The sequence below is a fragment of the Mesorhizobium sp. M0500 genome, from assembly GCF_040321165.1.
In the GTDB taxonomy this organism is placed as follows: domain Bacteria; phylum Pseudomonadota; class Alphaproteobacteria; order Rhizobiales; family Rhizobiaceae; genus Mesorhizobium.
Genome location: NZ_JAMYRB010000006.1, coordinates 1 through 21,349, shown reverse-complemented (window position 1 = coordinate 21,349; position 21,349 = coordinate 1). Strand labels below are relative to the sequence as shown.

16 protein-coding genes are annotated in these 21,349 nt (G+C 60.8%); 7 read left to right on the top strand and 9 right to left on the bottom strand.

Translation table 11 applies throughout. The features are described from left to right. Nucleotides 1-211 precede the first annotated feature (211 nt). The 3 genes from NKI70_RS13425 to NKI70_RS13415 all read left to right on the top strand — a co-directional run bounded on the left by NKI70_RS13425 (nucleotide 212) and on the right by NKI70_RS13415 (nucleotide 3,596). The gene (locus NKI70_RS13425; RefSeq protein WP_352698479.1) at nucleotides 212-2,413 is read left to right on the top strand and encodes a caspase family protein; all 2,202 of its coding nucleotides are present in this window, start codon (nucleotides 212-214) and stop codon (nucleotides 2,411-2,413) included. Nucleotides 2,414-2,515: 102 nt separating this feature from the next. After that, nucleotides 2,516-2,896: a hypothetical protein gene (locus tag NKI70_RS13420; protein ID WP_352698477.1), complete on the top strand. Its 381-nt coding sequence runs from the start codon at nucleotides 2,516-2,518 to the stop codon at nucleotides 2,894-2,896. 268 nt (nucleotides 2,897-3,164) lie between these two features. Further along, the gene (locus NKI70_RS13415) at nucleotides 3,165-3,596 is read left to right on the top strand and encodes a hypothetical protein (RefSeq protein ID WP_352698475.1); all 432 of its coding nucleotides are present in this window, start codon (nucleotides 3,165-3,167) and stop codon (nucleotides 3,594-3,596) included. Between the two features lie 84 nt (nucleotides 3,597-3,680). Here NKI70_RS13415 and NKI70_RS13410 read toward each other — a convergent pair whose 3' ends face one another. Beyond that, nucleotides 3,681-4,763: a trypsin-like serine peptidase gene (locus NKI70_RS13410; protein WP_352568254.1), complete on the bottom strand. Its 1,083-nt coding sequence runs from the start codon at nucleotides 4,761-4,763 to the stop codon at nucleotides 3,681-3,683. Between the two features lie 391 nt (nucleotides 4,764-5,154). Here NKI70_RS13410 and NKI70_RS13405 point away from each other — a divergent pair, with 391 nt between their 5' ends. Beyond that, nucleotides 5,155-6,243: a S1 family serine peptidase gene (locus NKI70_RS13405; protein ID WP_352568255.1), complete on the top strand. Its 1,089-nt coding sequence runs from the start codon at nucleotides 5,155-5,157 to the stop codon at nucleotides 6,241-6,243. 67 nt (nucleotides 6,244-6,310) lie between these two features. On the opposite strand, the gene NKI70_RS13400 is transcribed toward NKI70_RS13405, so the two are convergent. Next, entirely contained in the window at nucleotides 6,311-6,661 is a 351-nt protein-coding gene (locus NKI70_RS13400) for a hypothetical protein (RefSeq protein ID WP_023675228.1), read from the bottom strand. Nucleotides 6,662-6,851: 190 nt separating this feature from the next. Here NKI70_RS13400 and NKI70_RS13395 point away from each other — a divergent pair, with 190 nt between their 5' ends. Continuing rightward, nucleotides 6,852-7,181 (top strand): DUF2934 domain-containing protein, encoded by a 330-nt coding sequence (locus NKI70_RS13395; RefSeq protein ID WP_352577436.1) that lies wholly within the window; start codon nucleotides 6,852-6,854, stop codon nucleotides 7,179-7,181. Between the two features lie 82 nt (nucleotides 7,182-7,263). On the opposite strand, the gene mgrA is transcribed toward NKI70_RS13395, so the two are convergent. From mgrA to NKI70_RS13360, 7 genes are all read right to left on the bottom strand, one after another. Further along, nucleotides 7,264-8,310, bottom strand: a complete 1,047-nt coding sequence (mgrA, locus tag NKI70_RS13390; protein WP_352698473.1) for an L-glyceraldehyde 3-phosphate reductase — start codon at nucleotides 8,308-8,310, stop codon at nucleotides 7,264-7,266. A 138-nt stretch (nucleotides 8,311-8,448) separates the two neighbouring features. Then, on the bottom strand, nucleotides 8,449-9,597 hold the full coding sequence (locus NKI70_RS13385) for a Gfo/Idh/MocA family protein (protein WP_352698471.1): 1,149 nt from the start codon (nucleotides 9,595-9,597) through the stop codon (nucleotides 8,449-8,451). A gap of 12 nt (nucleotides 9,598-9,609) precedes the next feature. Continuing rightward, nucleotides 9,610-10,356 carry a sugar phosphate isomerase/epimerase family protein gene (locus tag NKI70_RS13380; RefSeq protein ID WP_023675224.1) on the bottom strand — a complete coding sequence of 249 codons (747 nt, stop codon included), beginning with the start codon at nucleotides 10,354-10,356 and terminating at the stop codon, nucleotides 9,610-9,612. A gap of 105 nt (nucleotides 10,357-10,461) precedes the next feature. Continuing rightward, the gene (locus NKI70_RS13375; protein WP_352448362.1) at nucleotides 10,462-11,574 is read right to left on the bottom strand and encodes an ABC transporter ATP-binding protein; all 1,113 of its coding nucleotides are present in this window, start codon (nucleotides 11,572-11,574) and stop codon (nucleotides 10,462-10,464) included. A 5-nt stretch (nucleotides 11,575-11,579) separates the two neighbouring features. Further along, nucleotides 11,580-12,515, bottom strand: a complete 936-nt coding sequence (locus tag NKI70_RS13370; protein ID WP_352620230.1) for a carbohydrate ABC transporter permease — start codon at nucleotides 12,513-12,515, stop codon at nucleotides 11,580-11,582. Continuing rightward, complete coding sequence (locus NKI70_RS13365) at nucleotides 12,508-13,401, bottom strand: carbohydrate ABC transporter permease (RefSeq protein ID WP_352698469.1); 894 nt, start codon at nucleotides 13,399-13,401, stop codon at nucleotides 12,508-12,510. Before NKI70_RS13365 ends, NKI70_RS13370 begins: the two co-directional genes overlap by 8 nt. A gap of 107 nt (nucleotides 13,402-13,508) precedes the next feature. Continuing rightward, nucleotides 13,509-14,747: an ABC transporter substrate-binding protein gene (locus tag NKI70_RS13360; protein ID WP_352698467.1), complete on the bottom strand. Its 1,239-nt coding sequence runs from the start codon at nucleotides 14,745-14,747 to the stop codon at nucleotides 13,509-13,511. Between the two features lie 393 nt (nucleotides 14,748-15,140). On the opposite strand from NKI70_RS13360, the gene NKI70_RS13355 reads away from it, so the two are divergent. Both NKI70_RS13355 and NKI70_RS13350 read left to right on the top strand, forming a co-directional pair. Beyond that, a complete protein-coding gene (locus NKI70_RS13355; RefSeq protein ID WP_352539436.1) occupies nucleotides 15,141-16,190 on the top strand; it encodes a LacI family transcriptional regulator in 1,050 nt (349 codons plus the stop codon). A 533-nt stretch (nucleotides 16,191-16,723) separates the two neighbouring features. Continuing rightward, the gene (locus tag NKI70_RS13350; RefSeq protein ID WP_352724662.1) at nucleotides 16,724-21,268 is read left to right on the top strand and encodes an NACHT domain-containing protein; all 4,545 of its coding nucleotides are present in this window, start codon (nucleotides 16,724-16,726) and stop codon (nucleotides 21,266-21,268) included. The last annotated feature ends 81 nt before the right edge of the window (nucleotides 21,269-21,349 follow it).

Below are 21,349 nucleotides of genomic sequence, written 5' to 3'. Positions count from 1 at the left end.
GATCCTGTTCCAAGCCGCTCCGTGCCGATCGCTGCCATTTCGCAAGCAGTCGGACCTCTTCCACTGAGATAGCGACGAACTGCCATTTTTGCTACTGTTTCTATTCGCAGCCGGTGGTCGGCTGGCCGGCGGCGCCATATTCAAAATACTGACAAAATCCTCGGCCAGGCTGGCCGTGCTTGGAAATTCGATCGGGCTTGGGGAAGCAATCATGATCAAAGTGACGCGGCGGACGCTGCTTGCCGGCACGTCCGCGCTGGCCGCTGCCGGCCTGGTGCCGTTTCGGGCATTCGCAGCGGCGCGCACCTACCATGCGCTGCTTGTTGCCTGCACCGATTACCCGAACCTGCCGAAGAAAAACTGGCTGATCGGACCGAAAAACGATGCCGGCTTGGTGCGCGATTACCTCCTGGGGAACACGCCCGCGCCGGTAAAATTCCTGGCCGAAAACGTCACGCTGCTCGCCAAGGATGTCGAAGGCGCCAACGGACCGCCGACACATGCGGCGATCAAGGCGGCGTTGGCCGATCTTGCCGCCAAGGTCCAGCGCGACGATTTCGTCTACCTGCATTTGTCCGGTCACGGCGCGCAGCAGCCGGCAGCGAACAAGGGCGACGAGACGGACGGCCTCGACGAGATTTTCTTGCCGTCCGACATCGACAAATGGGTGAACCGCGAAAAGGGCGTGCCCAATGCGCTGGTCGACAACGAGATCGGCACCGCGCTCGACGCTATTCGCGACAAGGGCGCCTTTATCTGGGCCGTGTTCGACTGCTGCCATTCCGGCACTGCGACGCGCGCCGCCGAGGTCGACGACGAGTTGGAACGCAAGGTCGAGTTCGCCGATCTGGTCGGCGGCGACGACGCTGCCAGGGCGGCTGCGGTGAAAGCCTATGACGAGATTGCGTCGGCCGCGCCGCGCGGCTTTGACGAGGACGGGCAGCGCAAGCCGGCCTTCAAGCTGACGCCGACCGGCGCCGAGCCGACCACCAAGGGCAAATTGGTCGCCTTCTACGCGGCGCAGACGGTGGAGACGACGCCCGAGATGCCGCTGCCCAAGGGCACGGCCGATGCACCGCGTTTCGGGCTGTTCACCTTCACCATCCTGTCGAAACTGGCCGAGAACCCCAACATCACCTACCGCCAGCTCGGCCAGGCCGTGCTGCAGCAATATTCGGCGGACGGCCGCACCCGGCCGACGCCGCTGTTCGAAGGGGAACTCGACGCCCGCGTCTTCGGCACCGACAAGACCGACGCGGTCATGCAATGGCCGATCGTCATCGAGAATGACAAAGCCACGATCGGCGCCGGACTGCTGCATCGCCTCACCCCGGGCAGCAGGCTCGCAATATTGCCGTCGGCGCTGTCGCCGCTGTCCGAGGCGCTTGGCTATCTCCAGGTGCAGTCGGCGAAAAACCTGGAAAGCCGGGTCAAGCCGGTCGAGTTCGGCGGCAAGCCGGCGCTCAAGCTGGCCGACATCCCCGCCAATGCCTATGCGCGGCTGGCCGAGCTCGCCGTCGACTACAAGCTCGTGGTCGCGCGGCCGGCAGCGGCCAAAGGCCTCGAGAAAGAGGCCGCGCTGGCGAACTCGGTTCTCGACGAACTGGCGGCCAGGGAGAGCTCAGGGTTCCACATCGCGCTGGTCGAGCCGGGCAGGAGCGCAGATCTGCGTCTCGCAGTGCTGCGCGAGAACGCCATTGCCGGCGCCGCAGAAGATGCCACCGACGCGCCGGCGCTGTGGTTCCTGCCGGCTTCGGGCGACATGACGCTCAAGGGCGGCAGCAAGCCGCCGTTGATCGTCATTCATCCGGACGGCCGCGAAAAATTGATCGAGGCCGCCGCAGGGAATCTGACGAAAATCTTCCGCGCCATCGGACTGTCGAGGCTGGCCGCCGCTTCCGATTATCGGCCGGAAGAGGTCAGCGTCGAGTTCCGGATCAAGCGTTTTGACAGCGACACGCTGCAGCCGATCGAACCGTCGACGGTGCCGCGTGTTTCGCCCGACGATCAGGTCCACGTGCTGGCCAGGAACGGTTCGACCAACCTGGTCGACATCAACGTGCTCTATGTCGGCTCCGACTATTCCATCCAGCATTTTCTTGCCGAGCGCCTGACCGAAGGCGCCGTGCTCGAGGAAGGCCTGTTCAAATTCACCGACACCAGCTTCGGCATGGAGCGGATGATCGCCGTCTTGACCGAAGCACCGCCGCAGAGCGAGAAGCAGGATCTGAGTTTCCTGGCGCAAGAGGGGGTTGTCTCGGTAACGCGCGGACTGGGACAGCCAAGCTTCGCCGACATGCTGGCCGATATCGGCATGGCGCCGGCGACGCGGTCGGCCATGCGGCTGACCGACGACAAGGGGTCGAAGGGCGCCGTGATGATCTTCCCGATGGAGACGGTGCCGCGCGCCTGAGGCGGGGTCAGGTGCCCGGCCGGGCCTCTTGCCTAATCGGCTGATAATGAACATTCTTCGACCGCCGCTGTCGGCGGCCGAACGGAACGGATGAGGGCGTTCGTGAACAGGATCGTATTTTCTTGGCGCGCAACAACCGCCGGCCTTGTCGCCGGGCTGTTGCTGGCCGCGAATGCTTCGGCGGACGAGGCTTGCGGCCTCTGCGCCAAGGAGGTCGTCATCAATTCCGAACTGGCGAGTTGCTTTCTCGACCAGTACGACCAGATCTCCAAAACCGGCAACGCCGCCGTTGTCGTCGATCTCAGCAGTTGCACCTCACGCGGCGTGGTCGAACCATTGCCGTCGCCGAGCAAGGCGCAGGTGGCGCCTGACGTGCAGTTCATCGTTTCGCGGGCGCAGCTGGATTGCCTGAAGAAGAAGCTGGAGGCGCCGGGCATCGTGCTCGACCCGTCCGCCACCATAGAACTGGACAGCTGCGGATGACGAAAGCGGGGGGCAACGCAACGCAGCAGGTAGTGACGGCGCCGGTACCGCAAAAGAAGCCGGTGTCGCTGCCGGAAACCGTCGAAGGCCTGCCGTGGGTGAGCAATCACGAGGTCAAGAAGGAGGCGAACCCGTTCACCGATCGCGACTGGCGCATGCTCGTCTATGCCTGGTCCGGATTGCTGGTGCGCCTGGCGATCATCTTCACCTTGATCTTTTCGGTCTACCAGTTCCTAGCGACCAGGAGCAGAAGCGCGTCGAGCAGACGATGTCGCTGGTCGAGCTCTGGGAAAGCAAGGACTACCAGCAGGCGCAACGGGCCCTCAAGCAACGCCTGGCGGCGCTCAACGCCAAATACGGCAATCTGCTCAGTGCCAATCCGACGCCGACCGAGGAACAGGTGTTCAGGCAGCGCATCGGCATCGAAGCGATGAGCGCAACCGGCGGCGACATGCCGCTTGCCGAGTTCAGCGACAATTTCGACCGCATCGTCTATTTCCTCAACCGCCTTTCCTTCTGCGTCGAAGGCAGGCTGTGCTCGCGTGAGGTCGCCGACTCCTATTTCCGCGACTATGCCGCTTCGTTCTGGAGCTATTTTGCCGGCTATATCGACAAGGAACGCAAGGCCGGTTCACCGACTTTCGCCCAGCCGATCGAGAACTATGTCCGCCAGGCGCCACCCTCGGCCCAGTCCAGATAATTCCCGAAAATGCGAAAGCCGGCGACGGAAATGCTCCGCCGCCGGCCGGTTTTCCGCGACGATCGCGGCGGAAACTCTGCAGGCCTATTTGTACAGGCTGTTGATCCACTGGACGTTGATGGCGTTCAGACGCACGGCTGTGTTGGCATCCGGGCTCTCGGCCACGTTCACGCCGGTGATGACGCGCTGCTTGGAGCCATTGTCGTAGGCATAGACCGAGCTGCCGCTCGATCCTGGATACGTGTCGCAGTCGTACTGGAAATACTCGGTGGCGATGTGTTCGGCGAGCACTTCGCAGGTCGCCTTCCACATCGTGCCCATCGGCTTGTCGCCGGGATAGCCGACGATGTTGGCGGTGAAATCGCCGAGATCCACATAATTGGCATAGCCCAGCCAGCCGAGGTTGGTGCCGACATCCTGCTTCAAGGTGACGATGCCGAGATCCCATGGCACGACCGAGCCGTAAAAGCCCTGGTAATTGTCGATGAAGCCCTGGATGATATAGGCGCTTTCATAGGTGAAGGCGCCGAACGGTGCGTCGTCGGCAGTCTTGCCGTTGAGAGCCGGCACGAACAGGATGTCGTCGAGCCAGGCCTTGTCCTCGTGGCTGTAGAGGCAGTGCGCCGCGGTGAGCACCGTGCGCGGGCCGATCAGTGTTGCCGAACAGCTGCCATAGCTGCCGCTTTTCGATTTGCCTTCGAGGTAGCCGATCGCGGTGAACGGGTAGGTTTTGGTATTCTTGATCTGCTCCCGGTCGTCCGTCCCGAACACCTGGCGGCCGGCCTCTTCGCCTCCGCTCAGCCCGGAATTCTCGGACTTCTGTCCCTCGGCGGGCGCGTTCATTTCCTTGATGACAAGGTCCTTCAGCGTCTCGTTCGGATCGATCTTGATGTCCTTGCCATCGGCGGAGCGGCCGACGATGCCATAGGATTTGACGGCCGTTGCTTCGTCGGTGAGCGGCGCGGCGCGGTTGGCCTCGTCCTCGGTCAGTTTCGGCGGGGCGATCGGTTTCGCCCGGCCGGGCTTGTAATCGCCCGATGTCACATCCCGCATGCTTTCGCCGTTGCCGGCATTGGCGGAACCTGGATCGGCTGCCAAGGCAGGAACCGCCCACATTGCGGTGGAAAGCAACGCGGACGCAATAATGCTATATGTCAGTTTTGTCATGGTGAGACTCTCCCAAAAGTCAGCAAGGACTGGATCAAGATACAGAAATATTGTCGAGATCGTGGTGGCGCAGAAAAATGAAATTGGTTACCGGTACCTTTACCGGGCCATTATTCAGTGCAGCCAGTTTAGGTCCCCGCCAAAAATGCCTGCAACGGTATACTGCCTAAAATAATCCAACATTGGCAACGACAAATTGCTTCCACATAGCCCGTGGGGGGCTATAGGATTTTGGGCGGGTTTGGCTCGACAGCACGACTAGCAGAAATGGTGCTCGGCTTTGTGACGGATCATGCTTCGCCGTGGAGCATGATCTCACCGGCCGGTTCCATTTCAGTGGATCATGCGTCGGCGACTGACCTGTCGGGAACATCGTCTCAGGGGGTTCGAGGTGAAGATCATCCATAGGTTCAGACCGATTGCCGCCGCCGCACTGCTCGGCATCGCGGCGGCCTTGCCGGCCGTCAATTCCGTTCATGCCACGGACGCGGCCGCGCGGCCGGAGGCGGCGATCTCGCCGATGAAACGCGTGGCCGAGGCCAGGGCCAAGGCCAAGGCGGAGAACCCCGACGGCGCCGATCGCGTCTACGGCGGCAAAGAGGCCGAGAAGGGCGCTTACCCGTTCCAGGTGGCATTGTTGACCACCAACAGACTGGACAAAAGCCCGGCCTCGCAGGCGAATGCGCAGTTCTGCGGCGGCAGCCTGATCGCGCCGCAATGGGTGCTGACGGCGGCGCACTGCCTCAATGACGACGGCGAGCCGATTTCGCCTGATATGGTCACCGTGCTCACCGGCGCCACCGATCTCAGCGAGGGCAAGCGCTACAAGGCGGCGGAGATCATCGTCAACGAGGGCTATAGCGAGCAGACGCTGGACAACGATCTCGGCTTGATCCGGCTGGCCGAGCCGGCCGATGCTCCGACCATCAAAATTGCCCGTGAGCCGACACCGGACACCGGTAAGACGACGGTCACCGGTTGGGGCAAGATGCAGGACGGAGCGTTTCCCACCGCGCTGATGGTCGCCGACCTGGACCTCCAGCCGAACGCAACCTGCAACAGCGGCATCAAGGCGATTTATGCGCATGATTTGAAGGCAGCGCTCGGCGAGCTCGCCCGCCGCATGCGTTACTCGGAAAGGGGCATCGAGGCGGCCGCCAACGCGATTGCAGCTGACATGGCCGATCCGCTGACCGGCAACATGATCTGCGCCGGCACCGCAAGCGGCGAGCGCGACGCCTGCAACGGCGACAGCGGCGGACCGCTATTCATGACCGGCGCCGATGGCCCGGTGCAGGTCGGCGTCGTCAGCTGGGGCGAAGGTCCGGCCGACGGCAGCACCGCCTGCGGCCACAAGAACGCCTACGGCATCTACACGCGGCTGGCCAATTACACCGGCTGGATCGAAGAGAAGATGAAGACGGCAGCGCCGGCAGCGCCCAAAGCCCTCGGCACGGCGCAGAAGCCCGCCACGCCCTGACCGGTGTCATTTGCTGAATGACGGCGGGAGCAATCCCGCCGTTTCTGCCCGGAACCTTAGGTTGGGACTAGAACCAGCGATCGCGGCGCTGGTCTGTGGCGGCCAAGGCGAGGCCCAGTAGCGCCCCTACGGCCGCTCCGAGTATGAAGGCGGACGATATTGTGCCGGGATTCTCCTGGACAACCCCGGACACTGTCTGCGCCCTGTTGCGCAGGGCTTGTGCCGTCCGCGAGGCGCGCTCAGCAGCGTTGCCATACCAATCGCCGGCGTCCTCAATCGCCTCTTCCGCGCGTTCGGCCAAGGTTCGGTTGATCTTGTTGATCTCGCGCCTCAGCTGCGCGACCTGCTTCTCCAGGGCTTCCTGAGCTTCACGTTGAGTCATCTTCGGTGCTGCGGATTCGTTCGGTTCGTCGGCCATTGTAATCTCCTTTGCTCAGGCTCGGCTCAACGGCCGGCCCACTGTGCAGGTTCCTCCGCAAAACGCGTATGTCCGGTGTTTGTTCGGTGAGAAACCGGCTTTTGTCCGGCATGTCTGCGAATTCGGCATCAACATCGGATCGTTCCGGCGCTCCCCGCGTTGGTGAAAACGCCACAAGGGAGGAACCGCCATGGACGACGATCGGCATGAAAAAATTCGGCAGCGAGCCTATGAAATCTGGGTGCGCGAGGGCCGCCCGCACGGCGCACATGAGCGTCATTGGCAGCAGGCGAAACATGAGCTTGACCTCGACGACGCGACAACGGTGCCGGCAGATGATGGCGCGGCCGAGCACGGTCCCACTGGAACGATCGCCAGTTCCGACGTTCTGACGGTCGAGGCACTGGCGATGCGCACCGGGATAACCGGTGATCAGGCGCAAGAGCTGATCGACAGGCTTGGCAACGACAGAGCGACGCTCGAGGAAGCCGCGCGGAACCTCAAGGCAGCCGAAGGTTAGCCGCTGGCCACCGTGTCGAAGACAGCTACCAGTTCGCGCTGCCGCGTCTTTTCGATGAAACCGGACCGCAGACCGTCGTCGCCTACTTCCTCGGCGGCCCCTTGCGCTCGGCCGATGCCGCCCAGAGGTTGATGTCCGACTCGCGGGCAAAGGTGTCGATCTCGGCGAGCTCGGCATCGCTGAAGTCGAGCGCCTTCAGCGCGCCGACGCAATCCTCGACCTGTTCCGGCCGGCTGGCGCCGATCAGCGCCGACGTCACCCTGCCCCGGCGCAGCACCCAGGCCAGCGCCATCTGCGCCAGCGTCTGGCCGCGGCGACGGGCGATGACGTTCAGCGCCTCGATATTGGCGACGGACTTGTCGTTGATGAATGCCGGGCGCAGCGACTTGCCCTGGCTGGCGCGGCTGCCATCGGGGATGCCGCCGAAATATTTGTCGGTCAGCATGCCTTGCGCCAGCGGCGAGAACACGATGGAGCCGACGCCAAGCCCCTCAAGCGTATCGAGCAGGCCGTCATCCTCGACCCAGCGGTTGAGCATCGAATAGCTCGGCTGATGGATCACGCAAGGCGTGCCGAGCTGCTTCAATATGTCGGCGGCCTCGCGTGTTCGCTGGGAATTGTAGGAGGAAATGCCGGCATAGAGCGCCTTGCCCGAGCGCACCGCATGATCGAGCGCGCTCATCGTCTCCTCCAGCGGGGTGTCAGGGTCGAAGCGGTGCGAATAGAAGATGTCGACATAGTCGAGCCCCATCCGCTTCAGGCTCTGGTCGAGGCTGGCCAGCACATATTTGCGGCCGCCCCATTCTCCATAAGGCCCTGCCCACATTTCGTAGCCGGCCTTGGTCGAGATGATCAGCTCGTCGCGATAGCCGGCAAAGTCCTTCCGCAGGATCTCGCCGAACGCCCGCTCCGCCGAGCCGGGCGGCGGGCCGTAATTGTTGGCGAGGTCGAAATGCGTGATGCCGAGGTCGAAGGCCTTGCGCGTAATCGCCTGCTTGGTTCTATGCGGCGTGTCGTCGCCGAAATTGTGCCACAGCCCAAGCGAGATCGCCGGCAGCTTCAAGCCGGAGCGCCCGCAGCGATTGTAGATCATCTTTTTGTAGCGGTTCTCGGCGGGGACATAGGGCATGGGAAATCCTCATATCTCATATCGAAACGCGCCCGACGGCTGCCGACGCGATGACGGGCAAGTCGGCTCCAGCCTCACCCTTAGCCTCTCCCCGCGCAAACGGGGAGAGGCTGTTGCGGTCCTTGGGAGGTGCGCCGCCTACTTCGTTTTCTTCTTCGCCAGCAGCTCCTTCGCCGCCTTGACGCCGAGTGCCGCGGGCCGCTCGCAGCTGGTCTGCATGGCAACGAACTTTCCGGTCTCGCCCGAGCGCAACAGGCCGGTCATGACGTCGACGGCATGCAGCGCCAGTTCCATCGAGCAGCGGTGCGGCCTGCCTTCGGTAATCGCTATCGCCATGTCGGCAAGGCCGGCGGTGCGGTAGTTGGCCATCATGCCTTGCGAATGCATCTCGTTGGGCACGCCGAACGGATGCGGCCATTTCGGCAGCTTCTTCACCGGTTTGGCGGCTTCGGTGTAGCGCACTTCGCCGCCGAAGAAGTTCGGATCCGGCACGAACACCGTGCCCGCCTCGCCATAGAGTTCCATCGGCGCGTGGCCATGGCTCCAGACATCCCAGCTGGTGTTGAGCGTCACCACGGCGCCGTTCTCGAATTCCAGCACGCCGTGGATCGTCGTCGGCGTGGAGACCGGGATCTTTTCGCCGGCGCGCGGCTTCGAGCTGATGATGCGTTCCGTCATCGGGATCGAAGCGAAGGCGGCGACCCGCTTCACCGCCCCGATCAGCTGGATCAGGTTGGTGATGTAATAGGGTCCGATGTCGAGCACCGGCCCGGCGCCCGGCTGGAAGAAGAAGTCCGGATTGGGGTGCCAGTGCTCCATGCCATGGCTCATCACATGACAGGTGCCGCTGGTGATCCTGCCGAGCCTGCCGGTGTCGATCAGGTCGCGGACAAGCTGGTGCGCGCCGCCGAGGAAGGTGTCGGGCGCCGAACCGATGCGCAGCCCCTTGCTTTCCGCCCGTTTTTTCAGGTCGAGCCCTTCCTTGACCGACAGCACGAAGGGCTTCTCCGAATAGACGTGCTTGCCGGCGTCGAGGATCTGCTTCGACACCTCGTAATGCACCGCCGGAATGGTCAGGTTGACGATGATGTCGATATCGTCGGCCTTGAGCAGCCCCTCGACGGTCTCGGCGCGCAGTTTGAACTCTTTTGCCCGCGCTTTCGCCGCTTCCATGTTGATGTCGGCGCAGGCGCGCATCTCGATGCCGCGAAACAGCGGCGCCAGCGAGAAATACGCCTTCGAGATGTTGCCGCAGCCGATAACGCCAATGCCAAGTTTTGTTGCCATGCTGGTGTGCTCCTAATAGGTCTTGGCGGCTGCGATCGAGCGGCGGGCGAAGCGCTCGATATCGTTGGGATTGTCCTGTTCCATGACGTAGTATTTTGCGGCGCTTTTGGCGCGCAGCGCCTTGATCAGGCCGGGCCAGTCGATGGTGCCGTGGCCGACATCCGACCAGCCGTCCTCGTCGAGGCCCTCGCCCGGCTTGGCCAAGTCCTTGACATGGACGGCGACGATGCGCTTGCCGTGCTTCTCGATCCAGGGCAGCGGATCGACGCCGCCGCGCACCACCCAGGCGACGTCCATCTCCCAGCCGATGTCGGGCGCGGAGGACAGGATATGGTCCTGCGGCACCGAGCCGTCGGCAAGCGCCTTGAACTCGAAATCATGGTTGTGCCAGGCAAAGCCATAGCCGGCTTTCCTGGCCGTCTCGCCGACCTTGGCCAGGCGTTCGCCGAAGCCGCGCCAGCCGGCTGTGTCGGCCGGTCTGAACTCGGCGTTCAGGAACGGGCAGATGAGCAGCGTGATGCCGAGCGCGTCGGCCGTCCTGCGCACGCCGTCGAAATCCTTCTCGAGCGCGTCGATCGAGAAATGCCCGGTCGGCATGGCAAGGCCGTTCTTGTCGAGTTCGGCCCGGAACGCCTTGGGATCGTCATAGACGCCGCCGAACCCTTCGACTTGGCTGTAACCAAGCTCCCCCAGCATCTTGAGCACGCCCTCCCAGGGCTGGAAATTGCGGGCGCTGTAAAGTTGGAATGACCAGTTCATCGTCTCTGTCCGTTTTCTTGTGGATGGTTAGTTTTGGGGGGATGAGTCTTGGGGGAGTGGAAGAGTCTTGGGGAGTGGGAGAGTCTTGGGAGGCTAAATCATGCTCTAGAGGCGGTTACCTGTGGCGGCGTCGAAAAGCGAGGCGCGCATCGGGTCGAAACCGATGCCGACCGCCTCGGCGTTGTTTGGCGTGCGCTCGGCTGTCACCCGCACCGTGAAATTCTGGCCGGCGAGCTTCAGCCAGACCAGCGTGTCGGAACCCATGGGCTCGACGACCTCGACATTTGCCGTGGCTGCGAACGGCCATCCCGTGCCGCTGTTGAACGCCACGTGCTCGGGGCGGATGCCGAACACGGCCGGCCCTGGCACCGGGTCCTTCTCGAAAGCATAGGTGGCAAGCGGTATCCGCACATCCTCGGCGACGAAGTGCCAGTCGCCTGCAGCTTGCTCCAGTCTGCCGTCGAGGAAGTTCATTGCCGGCGAGCCGAGGAAGCCGGCGACAAACCGGTTGACCGGCCGGTTATAGATGGTCTGCGGCGCATCGAGCTGCTGGATGACGCCGCCCTTCATCACCGCGATACGGTCGGCCAGCGTCATCGCCTCGATCTGGTCGTGGGTGACGTAGATCATGGTGTTCTCGAGCTTGCGATGCAGCAGCTTGATTTCGACGCGCAATTCCGCGCGCAGCTTGGCGTCGAGGTTGGAGAGCGGTTCGTCGAACAGAAAGACATCGACGTCACGCACAAGTGCGCGCCCGATCGCCACGCGCTGGCGCTGGCCGCCGGACAGCGCCGCCGGCTTGCGATGCAAAAGCGGTTCGATCTGCAGGATCTCGGCGGCCCGGGCGATGCGCTTGGCGATCTCGTCCTTGGCGAGGCCGGCAACGCGCAGCCCGAACGACAGGTTCTTCTCCACCGTCATCTGCGGATAGAGCGCGTAGGACTGGAACACCATGCCGATGCCGCGATCCTTGGGCTCTTCCCAGGTGACGTTCTTGCCCTTGATGAAGATGCGGCCTTCGGAAACGTCGAGCAGCCCGGCAATGCAGTTGAGCAAGGTCGACTTGCCGCAGCCGGACGGGCCGAGCAGCACGATGAATTCGCCTTCGGCAACATCGAGGTTGAGCGTCTGCAGCACCGATATCGCACCGAAATTCAGCGACAGGTTCTGGATCGAGACGCTGGTGCCGTTTGCCGCAATGCTGCCGTTTGCGTTCATCGCCATCATCCTTTCACCGCGCCGGCGGCGATGCCGCGCACAAACAATTTTCCGGACAGGAAATAGACGATCAGCGGCACCAGGCCGGTCAGGATGGTGGCTGCCATGTTGACGTTGTATTCCTTCACGCCTTGCACCGAGTTGACGATGTTGTTGAGCTGCACCGTCATCGGATAGGTGTCGGGGCGGGTGTAGACGACGCCGAACAGGAAGTCGTTCCAGATGCCGGTCACCTGCAGGATGATGGCGACGACGAAGATCGGCAGCGACATCGGCAGCATGATGCGGAAATAAATGCCCCAGAAGCCGGCGCCGTCGACACGCGCTGCCCGGAACAGCTCCTCCGGCATGGAGGTAAAGTAGTTGCGGAACAACAGTGTGAGGATCGGCATGCCGAAGATGGAATGGACGATCACCAGGCCGCTGAGGCTGCCGTAAAGGCCGACTTCGCGCAGGATGATGACGATCGGATAGATCATCACCTGATAGGGGATGAAGGCGCCGACGATCAGGATGATGAAGAAGGTGTCAGCACCTTTGAAGCGCCAGTTGGCAAGCGCATAGCCGTTCACCGAGGCGAGCGCGATCGACAAGATCACCGACGGGATGGTGATGCGCACCGAATTCCAGAAGCCACGCGACAGCCCGTCGCAGTTGAGCCCGGTGCAGGCGCTCGACCAGGCCTTGACCCAGGGCTCGAAGGTGATCTCCATCGGCGGCGAGAAGATGTTGCCGAGGCGTATCTCGGGCATGCCCTTGAGCGATGTCACCACCATCACGTAGAGCGGCAAAAGATAGTAGAGCGCCACCACGATGAGCGTGCCGTAAAGGAAGATGTTGCGGCGCGAGAACATATGCCGCGGCTTCGGCCCGCTCGGCCCGTAGGCTTCGAGCCCGCCGGCGCCGGCAATAGCGGGCAATGAAACGGTATGGTCAGACACGCTTCTTGCCTCCGAACTCGAGATAGGCCCACGGCACGATGACAATGATCACCGACACCAGCATCATCGTCGAAGCGGCGAACCCTTGGCCGAGGTTCTGGGCAAAGAACATGTAGTCATAGACATATTTGGCCGGGACTTCGGAGGCGATGCCGGGTCCGCCGCTGGTCTGGGCGACGACAAGGTCATAGATCTTGACGATACCGGCAGCGATGATGACGAGCGTGGTGATAAACACCGGCCGCATCATCGGTATGATGATGAACAGATAGGTCTTCCAGGTCGGTATCCCGTCGACCCGCGCGGCCTTCCAGATATCCTCGTCGATGCCGCGCAGGCCGGCCAGCATCAGGCACATGATGAGCCCGGTGCCTTGCCAGAGAGCGGCGATCAATATGCCGTAGATGACGATGCTGGAATCATAGAGCGGATTGAAGCTGAAGCTCTCCCAGCCGAGGCTGCGCACCACTGCCTGGACACCGAACTCGGGGTTGAGCAACCACTGCCAGACGAGGCCGGTGACGATGAAGGAGAGGGCGAAGGGATAGAGGAAGATGGTCCGGAACGTGTCTTCGAACCGGATCTTCTGGTCGAGCAGGGCGGCAAGCAGGAAGCCGATCACCAGCGAGAACAGCAGTGACAGCACGCCGTAGATCAGCAGGTTCTCGATCGAGACCAGCCAGCGCGGCACCGACCACAGCCGGTAGTACTGGTCGAGCCCGACGAAATTCAGCCGTGGCAGGAGCTTCGAACTGGTGAAGGAATAAAGCACCGTCCACGCGCTGCCGCCGACAAAGATCACCAGCGCGGTGAGGATCATTGGGATCGAGGCGATCTTCGCATTGAGGTTGCGAAAGAGTTGGCTAGGGCGTTCGCTCTTGCTCATCTGCACAGCCGCGCTGGATCGGGTAAGGGCCGGAGGGTCAAGAGGCCTTGACCCGAGCTCCCGACCCTGCGTTTGCAGGGGCGGGAGTGAGGCGGTCGGTCGATCGCTCAATCGGCCGAACTGACAATGGCGGCGAAGCGCTTCTGCGCATCTTCCACGGTCATGTCCTGCTTGGCGAAGAACTCGGAGAAAAGATCCTCCTTCTGCTTCTGCGTATCCTGCGAAAGCAGCTGGTCGGTCCAGGGCATGACATTGCCCTTGGCGAGAATTTCGAGCCCCTTCTTCATGCAGTCGTTCGCCGCCTTGAGGTCGACGTCGCCGCGCACCGGCAGCGAGCCTTTCTTGAGATTGAAGGCGACCTGCGTCTTGGGATCGAGCAGCGTGTGGGCCAGCACTTCCTGTGCCTTCGATTTTTCGGGATCCTTCAGCAGCGGGAAGTAGAAAGCGTCGCCGCCGGTGGCGATGACCTCGTTGAGACCGAGGCCCGGAAGGCAAGTATAGTCCTTGCCGGCGGTCTGGCCGGCAACCTGGAACTCGCCCTGCGCCCAGTCACCCATGATCTGGCCGCCCGCCTTGCCGGTGATGACCAGATTGGTGGCCTGGTTCCAGTCCTGCACATTGGTGTTCTTGGCCATCTTGCGGGCATCGTCCGCGGCCTTGAAGACCTTGGCGACCTCGGGCCCGGCAGCGAATTCCGCGTCCTTGTCCTTGTAGACCTTGAGGAAGGCGTCGGTGCCGCCGACCGCCGCAAGCAGCACGTCGAAAGCGCCGGAGGCCTGCCAGGGCTGGCCGCCGACCGCGAGCGGCTGGATGCCTGCTTTTTCAAGCGCGGGCGCCGCAGCGACATATTCATTCCAGTTCTTCGGCACCGGCACGCCGGCTTTTTCGAAGGCCGCGTTCGACAGCCACAGCCACTGCCAGGAGTGGATGTTGACGGGCACGCAATAGATCTTGCCGTCGAGGGTACAGCCGTCGAGCAGGCTCTTCGGCTGCACGATTTCCGTCCACTTTTCCTTGGTGGCGAGATCGGTGAGGTCGCGCATCAGCCCGGCCTGCACCAATTCTTCCGCCTGCCGGCCGTGATTGAACTGGGTCGCGCCCATCGGGTCGCCGCCGGTGATGCGGCTGATCATGATCGGCCGCGCCGTGCCGCCGGAGCCGGCGATGGCGCCGTCAACCCAGTGATTGCCGGTTGCGTCGAAAGCCTTGGCGAGTTCGGCGACCGCTGCCGCCTCGCCGCCGGAGGTCCACCAATGGGTGACTTCCAGATCCGTCGCGGCCGCCGGGCCGGCAAATTGCAGCGCGACCGTCGCAGCCAGCGCAGCAGTCATGAGTTGGTATCGCATTTCGTTCCTCCCAGAATCTGAAACGTTACAGATTTTCGATACGGCAATTGCTTGAGGCGCGCAACCCCTCAGGCGAAGGTGGCATCAAGTTTTTTCGAAGCGCGAATAAAATCGCGCGGCTCGCCGGCCTGCCGCATCGCAACAAGAGGGGTTGCACTGCAAAATGGAATGCTGCGACGCCAAAAAATCGGAAAAGCCCGTTCGAATCACGGTTTTGCACCGACTGCAGCACCGCTCGTTCTGCATCTGTCACCAGTGATATGGCGATGGTCGTGACAATCTGTAACGTTTCAGTATATAGCGGTTTCATTCGGTGAGAGCCCGCGGCGAACCCGCGGCCGGCCGATTGCCGGCCTGTCCGGCAACTGTTATGCGCCTGACGGGGCGGGATGAATGAACAGGCATCAAAAAGAGAAGGCCGACGAAGCGTCGGGCCAGGGCCGGCCGACACTGAAGACGCTCGCCTTCATGACCGGGCTGGGCGTCACCACCGTGTCGCGCGCGCTGAAGGATGCGCCCGAGATCGGCGCCGAGACCAGGCGGCGCGTCCAGCTTGTCGCCAAGCAGATCGGTTATCGGCCCAACCGTGCCGGCGTCCGCCTGCGCACCGGCAAGACCAATGTCATCAGCCTGGTGCTCAACACCGAGCACGAGATCATGAGCTTTGTCTCGGATATCATCTACGGCGTTTCCGAAGTCATTGCCGACACGCCCTACCATTTGATCGTGACACCCTACTCGCGCTCCCAGGATCCCCTCGACCCGATCCGCTACCTCGTGGAAACCGGTTCAGCCGACGGCGTCATCATTTCGCGCACGCAGCCGAACGATCCGAGGGCCCGTTATATGCTGGAGCGCGGCATCCCCTTTGCCACGCATGGCCGCACCGATATGGGGCTGATCCATCCCTACCATGATTTCGACAATTACGCTTTCGCAGCCGAGGCAGTGCGCCATCTGGCCGGCCTCGGCCGCCGCCGCCTGGCTCTGTTGGCGCCGCCGGTCGAGCTGACCTATCACGGCCATACGCTCGCAGGCTTTGCCGATGCGCTGAGCGAGGTCGGCGCCAGCGAGATTCCGTTCAACACCGTTTCGATCGATCATTCGATCGAGCAGATCAGAATGCGGACCGCGCAGCTGATGCGCCGCGAAAGCCGCCCGGATGGTTTCATCAGCAGCGCCGCCGCCGCGACGCTCGCCATCGTCGCCGGCATCGAAGACGCCGGCCTCAAGCTTGGCCGCGATGTCGATGTGGTGTCCAAACAATCGTCGGAGCTTCTGCACCTGTTTCGCAGCGAATTGCTGGTCGTCAACGAGAACTTCCGGCTGGCCGGCGCCGAACTCGCCCGCTCGGTGCTGGGCTGGATCGGCGGCGCCGCCCCCGGCTCCTTGCAAAGCCTGAGCGAACCGGGCGAAGTCCAGGCCTATCGCCGCCCGGCGTGAGCGGGACATGTTCAAAGTGAACTGGGCATCCCGCTCTATCTGTTTGTCTTAGCCGCATTCTTCCACTTGGCTGGAAAATGCGCTGCTGACTGGCAGCCTTTGGCCGGAAGCGAATGGTCCGGTCCGGGCTGACTGCACCGGAGAGCCGACATTCGCCCGCCGACCTCATCTCCGGCGTGGAATCACAGCCAAGCTTAGCACATCTGGATGGTGCAGATAAGTCGGATGAGCACGGCAGCCTTGGATCAATGACCGCGTCTCGTCGCAGACGTCCCAGATACCCTACTGTTAGGCGCGACCCCACCCGCTTGAACTAACGCCGGATTTACCCGGCTACCGCCCAAAGTTGCCTGACGGGATATCCAGAGAACCATTTTACTAACATTGGGGACAAGTTTCGGATGTCGATTGCTCGTCAGTGCCCCATATTCTACTTTTGTTCTCATGGAAAAATTCTTGGCACAGGGGCTTGTACGATGAGCGGGCGGGGCACGTCCGGAGGGGTGGTTTTTCAGGCCGAGGTGGGTGCGTACGTGGCTGGGCTGCTGCTGGCCGAACGCCCGGTCTCACGTATGGCAGGTGGGCTTCCTGGAGTGCCACGTACTATTCGATTTGAGACGCCCACGGCCGTGGATGATCTTTTAATCGAGACTGATCGTGGCGAGATTTATGTACAGGCCAAACGCACGATTAGCCTGTCATCAAATCCTGGGAGTGAGCTGGCGTCAGCCGCCGACCAATTCGTGCGACAGTTTCGCGATGGCATAATCGACGGCGGAGTGCGTAGGGATTTTGATCCGTCGCGTGATCGCTTGGTTCTCGCCGTTGGGTCGACGACCGCAGCTACGGTTGCGAACAATCTACGCGAAGCACTCGATCGGAACCGTACCGGCGCCGCAACCGCCATGCCAAATAGCCTGGGCTCAGCGCTAAGGACCTTCTCTGGGCTGATCGATGCCGCATGGAACACTCACGCCGGTATCGGGATCAAACCCGCCGAACGACAGTCTATTTTGGCGTGTTGTTCTGTAGTCGTCGTGGGTGACGGGCAACGCCAGACTGTCGAAGATGGATTGCGCGATGTTGTAGCAGTTGTAGGGGATGAAGCCGCCCTGCTTGAGGCACTAATTTCGTGGGCCGCGACTGCGTCCGGTAACGGAACGGGCGGAGATGCAGCAGCGATCCGTCTGGCGCTAGCTGGCAAAGCTCGCCTGGTCGAGCCGCCAAGCTATCGCGACGATGTACAGCGCTTGAACACCTATAGCGCAGGCGTCATGGGGCGTCTCGAGCGTTTCACACAAATAACGAGCCCGGAGGGTCACTTCACCATTGCTAGACCCGTGACGGCACTGACCGTCCAGGCGGCGCGGGGAGGCTTACTCGCCATCACCGGTGAACCGGGTTCAGGCAAGTCAGCCATCGTTCGCGAAGTAGCGCAAGAGCTTGCGAAGGAAGCTACCGTTGTTGTCCTTACAGTAGAGGCAGTATCTATTTCGGCCGACGCCCTGCGGATTGATATTGGCCTTCAACACTCGCTGATCGATGTACTCGCTCAGATGCCCGGCGACAGACCGGCATATCTCGTGCTTGACGCACTTGATGCCGCACGCGGAGGATTGGCCGAAGCCACCTACAAACGTCTCGTGGAAGAAGTGTCCACCCTTCCGGGTTGGCATGTCATTGCATCGGTCAGAACATTCGATCTCCGTCTTGGCAGGGAGTGGCGACGGCTTTTCGCTGGAACTGCTCCACAAGCGGCTTATGCCAATCCGAATTTTTCCGCCGTCCGACACATCCATATTGGACTCCTTTCGGATGTTGAAAAGGCGGATGTCGCTGTCAAATCGCCAATCCTTGCGTCTGCGATCGAGGCAGGCGGACCAAAGATGGAAGGCCTGGCCCGCAACCCTTTCAATCTTGCCCTCCTTGGCGACCTGCTGCACAGCGGTGTGGCCGCAAGTACATTGTCTTCGGTAGCGACGCGAGGAGAACTGCTGGAGCGATATTGGGATGAACGGATCAGCGAGTTTGGCCTTCCGGCCGTCACAAGTCTAAAGACCGTAGTGACGCGCATGCTCACCGCTCGGTCGATCGATCTCCCAGAAACAGACGTTCCTGATACAGCGGCGAAAGCTGTTGACGATCTTCAACGTGTTGGCGTTTTAGTTACAGAGCAGACACGCCGCATCGGCTTCCGGCATCACGTCCTATTCGACTATGCCGTCGCGCGATTGATCTTGTTGCCAGACCGCGTAGCGGCATTAGAATTTTTGAGCCGGGCGAGCGGCGCAGGCCTCCTAGTCACTCCATCGCTAGGGTACTGGCTTGAAGCTCTGAAGGCTACATTTAGCGCGGAGGAATATTGGTCTTTTGTCGTATCGCTAATTGGCGATGATGCTATCGATCCAATCGTTCGTATCGAAGTCGCCCGCCTGCCCGTCGAGTCGGTTCACAATGGCGACGACCTCACGCCATTGGCGGATGCCCTCACGAAAGTCGATCCGTCAAAGAATCGGGCATTTCAGCACATCGTCGGCTCGCTGATGACGAAGTCGCAGCTCAAGCAGCCGATAGCGGTGGATGCTTGGGCTACACTTTTAGAGGCGCTTGGTGATCCCAATCCCGAACAGCTCGGTAGTTTTCGAGCATTGATTGGAATGCTGATCGAAGACAACCCGAGCCCCGAAGCGCTGAGGTCCTTGGGTAAGGCGTCTCGTGTGCTGTTCGACGCCATGTCGACAGATGAGAGCCGTATCCGATGGCTTGCATCACACGTTGTGCCGTTCGTCGCGAAGACCATAGGAACAGACCCAGGTGCCTCGCGGAAGAGGTTGGATCAGATATTCTCGCAGCCGCGGTTTTCAAAACTTGGCTTTATCGAGGTGCCGTGGCTGGCGCGCGAAAGTCTGAGTCTCGCGGAGCATGACGAAGAGTTTGTTGTTCAGCTTTTTTATCGAGTTTTTCGTGGAGGAGAGTTTAGTAGAGACCAAGTCACCTCAATGTCTGGCAGTTGGATACTCTCGCTCACGTCTAATGCCGCCCAAGATTTTGCGATGTCGACACATTCGCTCGCTAGCGATTTTCCTCAGTTACTGTTGCGATATCCACGGATCGCTTTACGTGCCTTCGCTGCCGCAATCCGAGGTGAGCGCGAAAGGTCACATCCTGCCAGGGAAAGCCAGGAGGTTCAAAGGGTCTCGATTGCCGGTGTAGAGAGGGAGTTCGAGCAGGACTACAGCCATATATGGGCGTGGAACGCAGACGATAGGGAACATGACGACTACGCGAAGCTCTACCGCGCGGTAAGTGCATGGGGAGCGACGGCTGACGACCAGGCGCTTTTGACGCAAGTGCCTGAACTGATTCTGAGTGAAACAGGCATTGGTCTAGCGTGGCGATCAGTTTTCGAGATCGCAGCATCCAAGCCCGATATCCTTGGGAGGGAGATTTGGAAAACGGCAGCCAGTGTGCCGATGCTTAAATCGCTTGATACCCGCCGGAGCGCTATCTCCGCGATAGCTGCGACGTTCCCACATCTGTCATCAGACGAACGTGCCCAAGCTGAGACTGATTGGCTTCAGCTTAATTTCGCTGAGTTCTCGCGGCCTGACGAAGTGCGCGTTGAGATTGTTGGAACGCTATTTGAAACGATAGGCGAGTCCCAACTCGTCACCGAAACAGCACGGGCATTCCTACGTGATGCCAAGACGGGTGGCAGCATATTTGAAAACGGCAAGCCTCTCGAATTCAACTCTGGTTGGACGGCATCTGACCGGCATTGGCTTGAACGGGAAGGGATAGACGTTAAGGCGCATGATGTCGCACCATTATTAGCCCTGGTTAGCGATCTGCGATCCGCCCGCGATGCCTTTAAGGCAGAGGAGACGCTGGATCGAGGAGCATTCTTGTGGAACTCAACTTTGGCCCTTGGCGACGCAGTCGCTCAAGCTGGTCCAATGGGGGCTGCGCTTGATCAGGAGATGTCAGATGCGCTGGCAGAAGGACTTGGGATTGCCTTATCTAAGGGACTCGTACCTACGGAGAAGCGTGATGCCGCGCTCGGGTGGTTGCTGGAACTGACACATCACAGCGATCCCGAGTTGAAGGACGAAACCGAGGAAAGATTCGCAGATTTTCCGTCATGGGGATCACCATCGCCAAGAATCGAAGCCGCTCAAGCATTAGCGATCCTCGCCACTCAATCCGAGTTTTGGCCATTAGTTAGAGAGCGCTATCAAGATATACTCCTAAATGACCCTCATCCGGCTGTCCGCTTTCAGCTTGTTCGCGTCCTTCCTTGGATCGAACAAATAGCCGAAGAGGAGATGTGGACTCTTGCGGAAAAATTTCTGAAGAAAGAAAAGAACGCTACAAATTTGAAACAGGCAATCGCCTCTCTTTCGAGACTAGCTGGCCGAAACCCCGAACGGTTGGAAGCGTTGGCTATTCCCGTTGCGGACGTGAGGTTTCCAAAGAAAGGGGACGATCCGCTGACAGGGCTCATCGTTTTTTTTGCAGTTAACAAAGAACTCCCCACATCTAAGGCACTGCTGTTCGATTGGACGCAAAATTATAAAGAGCAAGAAGAGCGTCTTCAGTCGGCTCTATTTGATATCCGCAATGGGCTGATCATTGGTTTTGATGATGAGGACCCGGAAAAAGTGACACTACGCCGGAGAACTCAAGATTTTCTCTGGATTCTAATCGCTGCTCTCGAACCAGCGGTGAAATCGTGGCCTTCGTCGGGTAATGAGCCAACTCCAGAAGAAGTTTCTGCCCTTAAATTGTTTAATGAAATTGCTGACCAAATCTACTATGCGGTAGGTCATGATGAGATCTCTCCTGAGCTTGCCGGTGTCGACGCCAAACGCAGGTTCCTCAAGGAGTATGCGCCGTTTATCTCGAAACTGACGACGCTAGGCACTCCAGGGTCAGTTCACCATCTCTTGTCAGTCCTAAGCTTTCTCATGGAGGTCGATCCCGAACAATGCTTTGATTTAATTAGCGAGGCGATGTTAAGGACCACTGGAGTTGCTCGCTACGAACACGAAAGCATGGGTGCCACTCTTTTTGTGTAAGCGCGAATTTCCCCGCACCTTTTGCTGTTGAGTGCTCTGATGCATGAGGTGTCCACCAAAATAGGTGGACACCTTGTGATG

Bases quoted from the DNA above. Each gene is read 5' to 3' on its own strand.
- NKI70_RS13425 (WP_352698479.1), top strand. From the start codon at position 212: ATGATCAAAGTGACGCGGCGGACGCTGCTTGCCGGCACGTCCGCGCTG.
- NKI70_RS13415 (WP_352698475.1), top strand. From the start codon at position 3,165: ATGTCGCTGGTCGAGCTCTGGGAAAGCAAGGACTACCAGCAGGCGCAA.
- NKI70_RS13410 (WP_352568254.1), bottom strand. From the start codon at position 4,763: ATGACAAAACTGACATATAGCATTATTGCGTCCGCGTTGCTTTCCACC.
- NKI70_RS13400 (WP_023675228.1), bottom strand. From the start codon at position 6,661: ATGGCCGACGAACCGAACGAATCCGCAGCACCGAAGATGACTCAACGT.
- NKI70_RS13395 (WP_352577436.1), top strand. From the start codon at position 6,852: ATGGACGACGATCGGCATGAAAAAATTCGGCAGCGAGCCTATGAAATC.
- mgrA (WP_352698473.1), bottom strand. From the start codon at position 8,310: ATGCCCTATGTCCCCGCCGAGAACCGCTACAAAAAGATGATCTACAAT.
- NKI70_RS13385 (WP_352698471.1), bottom strand. From the start codon at position 9,597: ATGGCAACAAAACTTGGCATTGGCGTTATCGGCTGCGGCAACATCTCG.
- NKI70_RS13380 (WP_023675224.1), bottom strand. From the start codon at position 10,356: ATGAACTGGTCATTCCAACTTTACAGCGCCCGCAATTTCCAGCCCTGG.
- NKI70_RS13375 (WP_352448362.1), bottom strand. From the start codon at position 11,574: ATGAACGCAAACGGCAGCATTGCGGCAAACGGCACCAGCGTCTCGATC.
- NKI70_RS13365 (WP_352698469.1), bottom strand. From the start codon at position 13,401: ATGAGCAAGAGCGAACGCCCTAGCCAACTCTTTCGCAACCTCAATGCG.
- NKI70_RS13360 (WP_352698467.1), bottom strand. From the start codon at position 14,747: ATGCGATACCAACTCATGACTGCTGCGCTGGCTGCGACGGTCGCGCTG.
- NKI70_RS13355 (WP_352539436.1), top strand. From the start codon at position 15,141: ATGAACAGGCATCAAAAAGAGAAGGCCGACGAAGCGTCGGGCCAGGGC.